The 13,256-nt window shown below is 58.7% G+C and carries 13 protein-coding genes; 6 read left to right on the plus strand and 7 right to left on the minus strand.

Annotated elements, in window-relative coordinates; all coding sequences use genetic code 11:
- The first annotated feature begins 167 nt into the window (after positions 1–167).
- Positions 168–1,010, plus strand: a complete 843-nt coding sequence (locus tag H6G52_RS12320; RefSeq protein ID WP_190528661.1) for an FkbM family methyltransferase — start codon at positions 168–170, stop codon at positions 1,008–1,010.
- On the opposite strand, the gene cbiE is transcribed toward H6G52_RS12320, so the two are convergent.
- From cbiE to H6G52_RS12335, 3 genes are all read right to left on the minus strand, one after another.
- Positions 997–2,322, minus strand: a complete 1,326-nt coding sequence (cbiE, locus tag H6G52_RS12325; protein WP_190528662.1) for a precorrin-6y C5,15-methyltransferase (decarboxylating) subunit CbiE — start codon at positions 2,320–2,322, stop codon at positions 997–999. The genes H6G52_RS12320 and cbiE overlap by 14 nt on opposite strands.
- A 57-nt stretch (positions 2,323–2,379) precedes the next feature.
- Positions 2,380–3,300 carry an SWIM zinc finger family protein gene (locus H6G52_RS12330; protein WP_190528664.1) on the minus strand — a complete coding sequence of 307 codons (921 nt, stop codon included), beginning with the start codon at positions 3,298–3,300 and terminating at the stop codon, positions 2,380–2,382.
- Positions 3,301–3,392: 92 nt separating this feature from the next.
- Positions 3,393–4,226, minus strand: a complete 834-nt coding sequence (locus H6G52_RS12335; protein WP_190528666.1) for a Uma2 family endonuclease — start codon at positions 4,224–4,226, stop codon at positions 3,393–3,395.
- 107 nt (positions 4,227–4,333) lie between these two features.
- Here H6G52_RS12335 and H6G52_RS12340 point away from each other — a divergent pair, with 107 nt between their 5' ends.
- The 4 genes from H6G52_RS12340 to H6G52_RS12355 all read left to right on the plus strand — a co-directional run bounded on the left by H6G52_RS12340 (position 4,334) and on the right by H6G52_RS12355 (position 6,666).
- Complete coding sequence (locus H6G52_RS12340) at positions 4,334–5,059, plus strand: RNA methyltransferase (protein ID WP_190354646.1); 726 nt, start codon at positions 4,334–4,336, stop codon at positions 5,057–5,059.
- Between the two features lie 133 nt (positions 5,060–5,192).
- Positions 5,193–5,369 carry a DUF3285 domain-containing protein gene (locus H6G52_RS12345; protein WP_099534142.1) on the plus strand — a complete coding sequence of 59 codons (177 nt, stop codon included), beginning with the start codon at positions 5,193–5,195 and terminating at the stop codon, positions 5,367–5,369.
- Between the two features lie 26 nt (positions 5,370–5,395).
- On the plus strand, positions 5,396–6,031 hold the full coding sequence (ybeY, locus tag H6G52_RS12350) for an rRNA maturation RNase YbeY (RefSeq protein WP_242026354.1): 636 nt from the start codon (positions 5,396–5,398) through the stop codon (positions 6,029–6,031).
- Between the two features lie 89 nt (positions 6,032–6,120).
- Entirely contained in the window at positions 6,121–6,666 is a 546-nt protein-coding gene (locus tag H6G52_RS12355; protein ID WP_242026355.1) for a diacylglycerol kinase family protein, read from the plus strand.
- A gap of 112 nt (positions 6,667–6,778) precedes the next feature.
- Here the strand turns inward: H6G52_RS12355 and H6G52_RS12360 are convergent, their stop codons facing one another.
- The 4 genes from H6G52_RS12360 to H6G52_RS12375 all read right to left on the minus strand — a co-directional run bounded on the left by H6G52_RS12360 (position 6,779) and on the right by H6G52_RS12375 (position 10,675).
- Positions 6,779–7,072 carry a hypothetical protein gene (locus H6G52_RS12360; RefSeq protein WP_099534049.1) on the minus strand — a complete coding sequence of 98 codons (294 nt, stop codon included), beginning with the start codon at positions 7,070–7,072 and terminating at the stop codon, positions 6,779–6,781.
- A 180-nt stretch (positions 7,073–7,252) separates the two neighbouring features.
- Complete coding sequence (locus H6G52_RS12365) at positions 7,253–8,764, minus strand: site-2 protease family protein (protein WP_190528677.1); 1,512 nt, start codon at positions 8,762–8,764, stop codon at positions 7,253–7,255.
- Positions 8,765–8,850: 86 nt separating this feature from the next.
- Complete coding sequence (gene murQ / locus H6G52_RS12370) at positions 8,851–9,792, minus strand: N-acetylmuramic acid 6-phosphate etherase (protein ID WP_190528678.1); 942 nt, start codon at positions 9,790–9,792, stop codon at positions 8,851–8,853.
- 73 nt (positions 9,793–9,865) lie between these two features.
- A complete protein-coding gene (locus H6G52_RS12375; RefSeq protein ID WP_190528680.1) occupies positions 9,866–10,675 on the minus strand; it encodes a 16S rRNA (uracil(1498)-N(3))-methyltransferase in 810 nt (269 codons plus the stop codon).
- A 355-nt stretch (positions 10,676–11,030) separates the two neighbouring features.
- Here H6G52_RS12375 and glmS point away from each other — a divergent pair, with 355 nt between their 5' ends.
- Entirely contained in the window at positions 11,031–12,944 is a 1,914-nt protein-coding gene (glmS, locus tag H6G52_RS12380) for a glutamine--fructose-6-phosphate transaminase (isomerizing) (protein ID WP_190528682.1), read from the plus strand.
- Positions 12,945–13,256 lie beyond the last annotated feature (312 nt).

Raw genomic sequence — 13,256 nt, forward strand, 5'->3', positions numbered from 1 at the left:
CCACTGAAAAGCAAACCCAAATGCTCGTCATTCGTGAAGCCGAAAATCGTTGTACTGAAGCCTGAATCTGAAGCCTAAATCTGAATCTGGATTTTGAACTTTCAATCTTGAATTTTGAATTCAAAATTCAGATCATGAATTGTCAATAACCCGTTGATCAACTAGCCATGACAGCAGTGATGAAAATCGCGACGGCTACCCTGCCAAATCAGGTGCAGTTGCAATGTCCGAATGCGGCAGAAGCCCTGGCAATTTATGAAGATTGCCAATGGTATTTCAAGCATGGAATTAAGCTGGAACCGGGCGCAACGGTCGTGGATGTTGGTGCGCATGTGGGCATTTTTACGAGCATGGCTGCTGAACTTTGCCAGCGCAAAATGACTGCCTATGTATTTGAACCTATCCCACAGCTCGCCTCATTGCTGACACAAAATATGGCTCAGTTGGAGCCGGTTGATGTGCAGATTTATAACTGCGCTTTGGGAAGTGAAACGGGAACGGCGGAGTTTGCTTTTCATCCCGAAACGCCCATGCTGTCCAGTGCTTTTCCCGATGAAACCGATCGGGAATATGTGGACTTTCGGGAAACCTTGATTCGCAATTCCAGTGGCCCCGATGTGCCGGAGCGATTGCAGGCGCTCAGCAAAATTCCTCGGTTTCTGCGGGGCTTTTTGCTAGACCAAACCCTGAAGAAGCATTTTCGTCATGAGCGCTTAAGCTGTCCTGTCTATCGCCTCGATCAAATTCCTTCAATGCAGTCCATTCCTAGGATTGACCTCCTCAAAATTAATGCGGAAAAGTCAGAGGAAATGATTTTTCAGGGGTTGGAGCAACTTTGGAGCGTGATTCAACAGGTTGTGGTGGAGGTGCATGATTTGGACGGGCGACTAGACCGACTGCGCAACCACCTCACCTCCCAGGGGTTTGCACATGTTGATTGTGACCAGATGGATATCCTGAAAGGGTCTCAGGTTTATTTGCTTTACGCGACTCGATCTAGCGCGGCGTAATGGTGGCCAAGATCACCGGGTTGAGGGGCGACCAGCGACAGAGTGGCCCGATCGGGACGGCTTGGGCGAGGCTGACCTGAAGCCAGCGCACTTGCCAACCGGTTTGGTGCGACACCCAATCGAGGAGGGTGGCTTGGTTGTCGAGGGTGGCCAGGGCCACCACCATGCGCCCGTTAACGGCCATGCGGGGAGCACACCAGTCGAGGATTGAGCCAAGGCGGCCGTCGCTGCCACCAATGAAGACCCGATCGGGGGCGGGCAGGGGCCGCAGGGCTTCCGGGGCTTTGCCTTTGATGGCGGTGAGGTTGCTGGTTTGGAACCGTTCAATGTTGCGTTCAATGAGGCTGATGCCGGCGGGGGTTTGTTCGATCGCGTAGATGCGGGAGTTGGGGCAAAGCCGCGCCATTTCGATCGATACGGAACCGGTTCCCGCGCCGATGTCCCAAACGGTTTGGTTCGGTTGCAGGGCCAATTCCGCCAAAATTTGCACCCGCACTTCTCGCTTGGTCATCAGTCCGGGGCGATCGGGAAAGCTGCAAAAGTCGCCGTCGGCAATGCCCAAGAGGGGTAGGGCGGCGCGATCGATCCCCTCGGCGTTGGGGATTCGCTCCAAAATCACCACGTTGAGGTTGGCAAACAACTCGCCGCTAATTTCCGTGAGGGCCGCTTCGTCCAGAACCCATGACTGGGTGCGTTCTTCGGGCGCTCCCAGATTTTCACAAACCCAAAGCCGATAGCGCACGGGCAGCCGCAAACTCAGCACCAATCGGGCGATCGCCCCTGGATGACTGACCCCATCGGTCAAAACCGCCAGTTTTTCCACCCCCTGGCGCAACAGGCGCACGGCCCCATCGAGCGATCGGCCATGGGCACTGAACACGACTGCATCTTGCCAAGGGAGCTTGACCCGGGCAAATGCAAGCTGCACGGAACTGGGGTGGGGGGTGAAGTCTAGCCAGTGGGCGGGCAGTTTTTCCAACAGAAACCGACCAATCCCGAAAAAAAGCGGATCGCCGGAAGCCAAAACCACCACCAACCGAGGCTCCGATTCCGTTGCTTGGGTGATCATGTGGGCCCGAATGACGGCCACCACATCATCCAAATCCCCCAGCACAACGGTTTCGGCGGTGGCTTGGGGAAACAGGGCCAATTGCCGGGTGCTGCCCACCAGCAAGGTGGCTTCCGCAATGAGCGATCGGGCCTGTTCACTCAGACCGGCGGCCCCGTCCAAGCCAATGCCCACCACCTGCACGGGCGCGGGCGGCCCGATCGGGCGTTCACCGCGCACCGAACCATTCAGGGGGGTGGTCATGGCATTGTCTCCAGGACGATAAGAACCAGCACGGGGACAGATGGCGAGGGCGGAGGGTTAGGACAGGGCCGCCACGGTGGCCGCCTGGCCTGCCGTTCGATAGACATCTTCCAGGTATTGGGTCACCACTTTTTGGGTCGATCGATTGTCCGTGGTGCCGTCCGTTGGTAAGGGCAAGGGCCCCAAGAGGCTGAGGGGGGTGTCACCATCGGCCGGCGGCGTAATCACCACCAGGGACGGCTCCAAGGGTTGGTCATAGTCCCAAAACTGCTGGAGGTTCACGGGGACGGTGGCCGGGGCGATCGGGGTTTGTGGGTCGATCGGCTCCAGGGCGATCGGCTCACTGGCGACAACGGGTTCCGGCAGTTCCGTCACCAGGCGCGATCGCACCTCCCGCAATGCTTTGAGCAACTGTTGCTGAGTGCGGCCCCGCAGTTGAAATAACACAAAGGGATCATCACTGAACCGATCGCCCAGCAGGTAATAGACCGCGCCGATGTGTTTGCAGGGGTTCGCCTTGTCCGGACAGGTGCATTGGCTGTGAATGTCGCCCAAGGCAAAGGGAAACAGGGACAGGCCGTTGGTGGCAAAGGCCCGCTCGATCGACTGGGGCATTTCACCCGCCAACAGCTTGGCCGCAAAACCCGCCTGTTGGGCCAGGGTTTCCGCCACCGCCGCCCAATCCTCATCGGTGAACGGGTCGATCGATAGGGACACGCGATAGGGTTCCGGTTCCGTGCCCTGAACGCGGGCAATCACCTTGGCATTTTTAAAATCAATACTGAGCACATGGCCTTGGCGAGCATAGTCCCGGGCCCGTTCCAGCCGCTTCTTGAAGCGATAGCCATTGAGCAGATCTAGCCAACGCTCGACCCACCATTCTCGGGCGATCGAGGAGTCTGCCTCGGTGGTGAGGGTGGCCGGCGAGGAGCTGAAGTGACGGCCGGCTGAGTCTTGCTCAAAATCCTTCAAGGGCATAGCAAACAAGGGGCAAAGAAGGCTGTCCGATGGTATCACCATCGGCCCATAGATCCTTTGAGAATGCCCGTTGATTGATTGCAGGGGGTATGTCAAAGCTGGTCGGGGTCAATTCCTTGGGCCCGAAGCAGGGCCGCCAGGCGATCGGCCCGTTGGCGTTCCTGTTCTGCCCGTTGGCGTTCTTGTTCTGCTCGCTGGCGTTCCTGTTCCGTCCGTTGGCGTTCCTGTTCTGCCCGTTGGCGTTCTTGGCTGGCCAAGTCCACCGCCGCCTGACGCTCCTGGTCGAGTTCCACAAAACTTAAAAATGGCCGGCCGTCGGGTCGAATCAAAGCCAACCGATCGGCGCTCAGGTGGAATTGCACCGCTGTGCGGGGACTGGTCCAGGTTTGCCCAAACTCCACTTCTGCCAGTTGGCTGGTTTCGGGCGATCGCACCCAAACGGTTAACTCATTGCGGCCATAGTCGTAGAGGTAATATTCCTCAACGCCAAAGCGATCATAAAACTGAAATTTCTTGAGCATCTCGCCAAACCGATTGCCCGGCGACAAAATTTCCACCACCACCTGCGGCGCAATTCCCGCTTCTCGCCATTGCAAATAGGAACTGCGCGGCCCCTTGGGTCGCCCAAACACAACCATAGTGTCGGGGGCTTGCCGCTGTTTGGGGTCGCCTTCCACGGGATACCAAAGCAAGTCGCCGGCCACAAACACCTGTGGATCTTGCGCAAACAGCAGTTCTAGGTTGGCTTTGAACTTGGCAATCCAGTCAAAATGCTCAGTGTTCTCGGCCATGGGCTGTCCATCACAGGAAGGGTACTGCTGTTCGATCGCTCGGTGCTCGGCGGGGCTTGGGTTGAGGGCTGGATCTGGACGATCGCCCGGCCGATGAGCGGAGGAAGCCTGGGAAACCTCAGTGCTGATAACCATGCTGATGGCAACCTCTGGGAGATAGGCACAGATTGACTTCATTTTAGCGAGGGGCGAAGCCGGGGGCGATCGCCTTATGATGGGCAGGTTCTGCCGATCGCTTGCCCATGCCCGCTGCTGCCATTGACCTTGACCGTTTGACCCCGACCGATCGCCAGGCTTTGATCGATCATCTCTGCACCTTTGTCACGCCCGATCGCTGGGGGCGCATTCAATCGGTCATTGCCCAGCGCACCCGCCAAATCACCGTGGTGCTGGAGGATCTTTATCAACCTCACAACGCCAGCGCTGTGCTGCGCAGTTGCGATGGCTTTGGCATTCAAGATGTGCATGTGATTGAAACGCGCAATCAGTTTGCACCGAACCGGGGGGTGAGCATTGGGGCCGATCGCTGGTTAACCCTGCGGCACTACCGAGAAGCCGCGCCGGCCCCCTCGAACACGGCCCGCTGTTTGCAAGATCTCAAAGCCAAGGGCTATACGCTGGTGGCCACCACGCCCCACGAACGCAGCACCACCATTCAGGCTGTGCCGATCGACCGGCCCTTGGCCATTTTGTTTGGCACAGAGCTAACGGGCCTCACGCCGGAAGCCTTGGAACTGGCGGATCACTACGCGGTGATTCCGATGTTTGGCTTCAGCGAAAGTTTCAACATTTCCGTGAGCGTGGCCCTGTGTCTCTATGACCTAACCACGCGGTTGCGGGCCGATCGCCCCGATTGGGCCTTGGATGCGGCAGCCCAGGCCCAATTGCAACTGGATTGGCTCGTGAAGTCCCTGAAGGCGGGCGATCAATTGGTGATGCAATTTGGGCGCGATCGGGGATGGATTTAGGGGAGGTCGATCGGTCGCGGCCAATCTTGCTCCTGTACCATTGACGATCGAGCGGGGCGGTGACCCCAGGGCCACCGGCAACACCACTCGATTCAATCCCTTCCCAATCCGCAAGCTTTTCCAGAGTTTTTCCATGGCTCCCGAAACCGAAACGCCCCCCAACCTTTCCCCCTCGGAACCACCGCCCAGCTACGTGAAGTTGGCCATGCGGAACATGGTGCGCAAGGGGGGCAAATCCCTCCAGCACTTTGCCCTCACCACGATCGTCCTGTTGGGGGCGTTGGTGGGTTTGGCTTATCTCACCCGCTAGGATCCGCTCTCCCGAGGCCCAAAACCATGCGCGAATTTGAAATGGAGCTGGCGGAAGTGGACGACGATGCACCGATTTACGTCTGTGTGCAGGATGAGCCAACGGGCTACAGTCCCCTAACCGTGACGATCGCGGACAGCACTTGGCAAGGTTGGTTTGAAACCTGGTTGGCTCAGCTAGATGCCCGATCGCCCCAGGATATGCCCTACTTGGTGGATCAGGCGGATGAGGCGGGCCAACTGCCGCCGCTGGAACTGAGCTTGCGGTTAACGGGCGATCGGGAAATCCATCAACTGAATTCGGAGTTTCGCCAGGTCGATCGACCCACGGATGTGCTGGCCTTTGCGGCCTTGGAGTGGGAAGCGCCTGAGGTGGATTTTGCCGATCTCGAAGAGGTGGACGATGCAGAATTGGGGGACTGGGCGATCGAACTGGGCGATGTGGTGATTTCCGTGGAAACGGCCCAACGCCAAGCCACCGAAGCGGGCCATGACCTAACCACGGAGTTAGCCTGGTTGGCGGCCCATGGATTCTTGCACCTGCTGGGTTGGGATCACCCCACGGAGCCAGAACTCAACCAAATGCTCGATCGGCAAACGGCCCTGCTCAAAGCGGTTGGATTGACCCCGCAGGTCGATCGCGCCAAGCTATTGGCTGGATAACAATCCATGGGCCAGGTTCCGGGCAAATTCCGCCCCTGGACTGGCTAATGGGTGGCTCGCCGACCGGTTGCTCCTGTTAATTTTTGATCTTGTTGAGATTCCACCGACTCCTGCTGTCTGTTTTCCGTCGCGCCGCCTTGGATGTTCCGCCGCGTGCCCGCCGGTTTCCCCGTCATCCGTCGTCAGCCTTGATGAACGATTCACAGAAACCCCAAAAACCTTCACCATCCGCCACCCGCCGCGACCAAGCTTGGAAAATTGCCCCCAATCTGCTGATTAGCTTTCGCTATGCCGGTGCGGGGTTGGTGCATACGTTTTTGACCCAACGCAATTTCCGTCTCCATACGGTGGTGGCGGTGGTGGCGATCGGGCTGGGAGTGGGGTTGCAGCGGCCCCCGGTTGAGCTGGCCTTGGTGGGTTTAACGATCGGGCTGGTGTTGGCGCTGGAGTTGTTAAATACGGCGATCGAGTCGGTGGTGGATCTGACCGTGGGCAAGAACTACCACGACTTGGCCAAGGTCGCCAAGGACTGTGCAGCGGCGGCCGTGTTGATGGCGGCGATCGTGGCGGTGTTGGTGGGAGTGGTGTTGTTGGTGCCGCCGCTGCTGGTCACCTTGGGCTGGTGGGGAGTCTGAAAACCAGTCTCACTGTCAAAGCGCCACGATCAGACTCTGAATTTCCAAAACCAGTAATTTCCAAAACCAGTAATTTCCAAAACCGGCAGCTAACCGTTGGCTGGCCGAACAACTAGCAATCGGCCGCCGCCAGCAGCGCATCCACATGATCGATCGAGAGGCCCTGGTCAAGATAGCGCGGCTCCGTGGGCTTGAAAGGGGCCATGGCCCGATCGACCGCTGTAATCGTGGCATCAGGCGGCAAAACCGGCACATCCGGATCAAAAGCCGTGGGGCGCATTAGGGAGCTAGAAAAGCCCTTAAACACCATCACCTGATCCGGCTCGCCATCCACGATCGCATGGACAATCCAAACTTCGGTCGATCGCCCTTGGGTGTAGCGTTCCAGTCGTTGCAACAGGGTCATAGGGGGGTCTCCTGTGAATGGATCTTCTGGAGAAGCATTTCAAGAGCGGCAACCCACATCAGCAATCAGCAATCATCAATCAATCAATCATCAATCAATCAATCAATCATCAATCAATGAAGTGCTTGTGAATTGCTCGAACCCATGAAGTCTTGAGATTGGGAAGTCTTGAGATTGACTCTAGCCGCCAATGCCCAACCGCCCGGCCAGGCTGGGGGTGAGGGGCAACAGGGTCGCCACCATCAAAAACAACATCAACAGTCCCAACGCAGCGCGGGCATCGTCCGGCTCCGACAGTTCTTCCAAGGCGGGCCGCTCCAAGTCGCGCACCAAAAAGGCAATCACCAAGGCCCAATAGAGCGCCAACGGCGTGGCCAGCGAAGCCAACGCCAACACCACCACTGTCCCGATCGTGGTGCGGCGGGCGGTTTTGCGGCCATAGATCGCTTGGACAATGCGCCCCCCATCCAATTGACCAGCGGGCATGAGGTTAATGGCCGTAATCACCAACCCTAACCACCCGATCGCCACGAGGGGGTGAATATCCACCAAGGAGTCCTGGAGCTTGGCCCCCAGCACCAGCTTGGCCAGGGTTCCCACCAAAATGGAGCCTTGGAAAAATTCCGAGGGAATTTGGAAGGGGCTGCCCGGCCCCGACAGCTCCAACCCCACCAACAACAGCAACAGGGACAGGGTTCCACCCGCCACCGGCCCCGCCAAGGCAATATCACAAAGGCTTTGGCGGTTGGGCAGCAAAGATTCAAACCGGTTAAAGGCCCCAAAGGAGCCGATCTGCCAAACGGGGAGGAAGTAGGGCAAGCTGAGTTTGACGTTCAGTTTGCGAGCCAGGATTTGGTGCCCCAGTTCATGAACGCCCAAAATTGACAGCAGCCCCAGGGCAATCGGGAGGCTATCCATCACCCGATCGGGCGTGGAGAACAGGTCAAACCCTTGCAGCAACCCGGCCGACTCCAGACAGGTGGCGATCGTGGCGATCATCAGGGCCACCGCAAACAGCTTTTGTCCCAAGGAAGCGGGTTTGGGATCCGTGCTGCTGGGCAACACCACAAAGGTTGGCCGCTCGTCGGGCCCTTCCACCAAAAACAGCCGGTAGCGATCGCCCAGGCGTTCTGTCAGTTTTTGGCTTAAGTTGGCATGAACTTTCGCCGGTTCCCCGCGTAGGTTGCCCTTCAGGATTGCACCTTCCTGGTAGGGCACGGTTTCGGTGATGAAAAAGGTGTCAATGCCAAAGATGCCTTGAATGGTTTTCAGGTCTTCAGCGGGGATGGGAACCACCTCCGACATTCCGGGCAGGGGCGGCGTGGGCGGTTTGGGGGCGGCGGCCCCTTCGATTGCGGCCGATTCCGCATCGGGGGTGGTTTCCGGATGGGCCAAGGCCGAGAGGTTCGGGGGCGGTAACTCCTTCGCTGCGGCCCGCAATCGGTTGCCCAGGAAGATATACAACCCCGTGGACAGGGCCAACACCAGCAAAATGCCCGCCAGGTTGAGATAAACGCCGGCCGCAAACAGCGCAAAGAAGGCCAACCAGGGCAACATCAGCGCCACCGATTGCAGCCAAGCCAGGATGCCCAGCTTGCCGAAGGGGCGGGCCCGGTAAAACCCCCAGCCGAGAATGACAAGGGCGGCGAGGGCGATCGCGCTGGTTGCCAAATTTTCGGAGGCAAGGGGCATGGCGGTTTCCGGTCTCAGTTCAGGAATGCAGTACGCCCCATCCTATCGCAGTTGCTTGGCCGGGGCGGATCGGGATTGCCGAACCGTTACGCGGGGCTGGTGGCGCTTTGGGCTAAGGTCACGGCTTGCCGCAGTTGGCCGCCCCCTTGGGTGAGGAACTGTTCTGCTTGGGGCCGATCGACTCCGGCCCAATGCATCAACAGGGCGGTTTTGACGCGGTTGCCCGATCGATCCAGCAGATCTTCCGCCTCGGCACGGTTCAGGTTGGCCAAGTCGCGCACCATGCGCACCGCCCGATCGCGGAGCTTGCTGTTGGTGACTGACACATCCACCATCCGATTGCCATAGACCTTGCCCAGCTTGACCATAGCCCCGGTGGACAGGATATTCAGGGCCATTTTGGTCACGGTTCCCGATTTCAGCCGGGTGGAACCGGCCAAGATTTCTGGCCCCACCAGCAATCGCAAATCCACATCCACCGAGCCACCGGGCGGCGGCACTTGGTCGATCGGGACGCAGGCCAAAAAGACCGTTTTCGCTCCCCGGTGGGCCGCTTCGATCAACGCGCCTTGGACGTAGGGGGTTGTGCCGCCGGCCGTGATTCCCACCACCAGATCCCGATCGCCCACCGATCGCTCGGCCATGGCTGCGGCCCCATCTTCTGCGCGATCTTCCAAGGCTTCGGAACTGCGCAACAGGGCTGGTGGCCCCCCGGCAATGATGCCCTGCACCAGTTCGGGATCCGTGCAAAAGGTGGGTGGACATTCCGAAGCATCCAGCACTCCCAGCCGGCCGCTGGTGCCTGCGCCGATATAAAACAGTCGCCCGCCCTGGGCCAAGGCCGCTGCCGCGAGGTCGATCGCCCGGGCCAGGGGTTCCCGCTCCTGGGCGATCGCCGCCAGGGTTTTGGCATCTTCCTGGTTAAACAAATCCACCAGTTCCAAGGAAGACAGTTGATCCAGTGCCTCGCTGTTGGGGTTAGCCTGTTCCGTCAGCAAATGGCCTCGGTCGATCGCAGCAGCACACATGGCAAATTTCCACCCAATTCTAGATATCCCGCAATCATATGGAGTGAGCGGCCCAGCGGGGAATGCTCAGGGGTTAATCAACGGCTGAAGAGGCCAGCCCATGGGCGATCGTTTCGCCCCAAGCATTCACAATCGCCAGGGCTGCCAACGGAGCCGTCACGGCTCGCAAAACCCGCCCACCCAAGGAAACCACCTGCCAACCGGCCGCTAAGGCCTGGTCTACCTCCGCTGAAGTCCAGCCTCCCTCTGGCCCCACGGCCAGGGCGATCGCCCGTGGAGACTGGGATTGTGCTGAAGCGGGGGCTGAAGTTGGGTTGGGCACAGGATCAGCCAGCAATTGCAAAGCCTGCCAAAGGTGGGGAGCCGATCGCCGGGCCACGCAAAGAAACCGCCCGTCATGTTTGGCCATCTGGACGATCGCGGCGGGCCAAGCCAGCGGCTCGGTCACCGTCGGAATTGCGGCCCGCTCGGATTGCTCGGCGGCCTCTCGGGCAATGCGTCGCCACCGTTCCAGCCGGTTGCCATTGGGTTGCATCAGCGTGCGATCGCTCAGCACCGGCACAATCTCCGTAACACCCAACTCCGTCGCCTGCCGCACCACCTCATCAAACCCCGATCCCTTGGGCAAAGCCGCCAACAGCGTCAGGGTTTGGATGGGTTCGATCGGCTCCGGCAGGGGTTTCAGGGCGGTGGCTCCCGTGGGCCCGAGACCAACCAACCACCAACGGCTGTCCCCGATCGGCTCCGGCAGCAGGGCCACCAGTTGGTCGCCCGGCTCCAACCGCAACACCCGCCGCAGATAGCGATCTTGGTCGGCGGTGAACTGAATTTCGCCCCCATGCCATTGGGCCGGGTCGATCGCCAAGCGTTGGAGTTCCTTCATGCTGAAAAAGGCTTAATTGGGCGTTGTCTTGAAGGTGGATTGAACGTTGATTGAACACTGAGTGAACGTTAATAGCAGTTAATTGGACATCGATCGAACGTTGATTGTGCAGAGGGTGAAACGGGATTGAATCGCCAGAAATTGCCTGAAAAAGCGTTGATGAGGAAAAGATCGAGCGAAAAGAGATTAAAAATGATTGCTAACTCAATCTGGGACTGACCCCAGCAGCCGATCGGGGAGCGGTTATGCTTCAACTCGTCGCGCTATTATGCGCAACATCGCCTCAACCCACTGTCTGATCCCGCTAGAACTGTCCCGCTAAGATTTCCTGTTGGTCTTTTAAGGAGTAGCAACCGTGTGCGGTATTGTCGGCTATATCGGAACCCAACCTGCGGTCAGCATTCTGCTTGAAGGGCTGCGCAAACTGGAATATCGCGGCTATGATTCGGCGGGAATTGCCACCGTTTGGGAAGGGCAACTACACACCGTTCGGGCCCAAGGCAAACTCTACAACCTCCAGGCCAAGCTGGAAGGCTGGGAAATGCCCGCCCGCTTGGGCATTGGCCACACCCGCTGGGCCACCCACGGCAAGCCCGAGGAGCGCAACGCTCACCCGCACATGGATCCAACCCAAACCATTGCGGTGGTGCAGAACGGAATCATTGAAAACTACCGTGAACTGAAAGAGTTGCTGATTGCCGAAGGGGCCAGCTTCAGTTCTGAGACGGACACGGAAGTGGTTCCCCATCTGATCGCCCGTTGTTGGCGAGAGTTGGCGCAGGAGTCGGCCAGTGGTTGGTTGAGTGGGTCACGCCTGATGGAGGCCACGCGCCGGGCGATCGGGCAGTTGAAAGGGGCTTTTGCGCTGGCGATTGTGGCGGCCGATGCGCCCGATGAGTTGATTGTGGTGCGGCAACAGGCTCCCATCTCGATCGGGTTTGGACAGGGGGAATTTTTCTGTGCATCGGACACCCCGGCGATCGTGCCCTACACCCGCGCTGTTTTGCACCTGGACAATGGTGAAATCGCCCGTTTAACGCCGCTGGGGGTTGAAATTTACGGCTTTGAGGGCGATCGCCGGGTGAAATATCCCCATTTGCTCAACTGGAGTTCCACCCAAGTTGAAAAAGGCGGCTATCGCCACTACATGCTCAAGGAAATCTTTGAGCAACCGGGTGTGGTGCGCGATTGTCTCGCGGCTTATTTTGGCGGCATCACTCCCACCCCGAACTGTTCCGCCGACGGGTCGCCGGTCACCTTGGGGCTGCCCGCAGAATGGCTGCAGGATGTGCAGCAAATCCAAATCCTGGCCTGTGGCACTAGTTGGCACGCTAGCTTGGTGGGTAAGTATCTGCTGGAAGGGCTGGCCGGTGTGCCCACCTCGGTGCAATATGCCTCGGAGTTTCGATCGGCCCCATCCCCAGCGGGCCCTTGCACCCTGACGATCGGGGTGACCCAATCGGGCGAAACGGCCGACACCTTGGCAGCCTTGGAGGTCGATCGCGAGCGTCGGGCCCAGTTGGCCCCAGAATTCCAGGCGCGATTGATTGGGATCAGCAACCGACCGGAGAACACGATCGGGCGGATTGCCGATTACGTGATTCCGACCCACGCGGGCATTGAAATCGGTGTGGCCGCCACCAAAACCTTTGTCACGCAGTTGCTCGCCTTCTATGCCCTGGCCATTGATTTGGGCGTGCGGCGGGGAACCCTGGCGGTCGATCGCGCCAATGTTCTGATTGAAGGGCTGCACCAACTGCCCCGCCACATTGAACATATCCTGGACAAACAAAACGCCAAAATTGAAGCCCTGGCCCACGAATTCAGCGAAACTCGCGACTTTATCTTCATTGGGCGCGGTCTCAACTTCCCGATCGCCCTGGAAGGGGCCCTCAAGCTGAAGGAAATCAGCTACATCCACGCGGAAGGCTACCCGGCCGGCGAACTGAAACACGGCCCGATCGCCCTGTTGGATGACAAAGTGCCCGTCGTGGCGATCGCGACCCCTGGCAATGTTTACGACAAAGTGATGTCCAACGCCCAGGAGGCCCGGGCCCGCGATGCTCGGCTCATTGGCGTGGTGGCGGAAGGGGATGCCCTCGCGGCCGATCTGTTCAACCCGTCCATCTCGGTTCCCGTCACCGATGAGTGGCTGTTCCCGGTCTTGAACGTTGTGCCCCTGCAACTGCTGTCCTACTACATCGCCGCCCGTCGGGGCTTGGATGTGGATCAACCGCGCAATTTGGCCAAATCCGTCACGGTGGAATAGTCCCGATCGCTGATCGAAACCCGTCAACTCTTGTAGGGGTGTGCGGCCGTACGCCCCTACCCGGATTTTCTCGGTCTTAAGTTGAAGCCAATAGTAGTGGTGCGCCCCTACCCAATCACCTGTGACGCAGATCGATGGTGCATGGGCAACAAACTAAGTGGTGCTCCTCGAATCTAAAAACAGCCCTATAAGAAATCTTAGAGCTGATTTATAAAGACAATATTAATCAGCCATCCCCGCTAATCGTTTCACCATCAAATGCATTAAGCAGCCGTAGATCATCCCTTCGCTCGTCTCCGAATACAACTCATA

The sequence above is a fragment of the Limnothrix sp. FACHB-881 genome (genome assembly GCF_014698135.1).
In the GTDB taxonomy this organism is placed as follows: Bacteria; Cyanobacteriota; Cyanobacteriia; order CACIAM-69d; family CACIAM-69d; genus CACIAM-69d.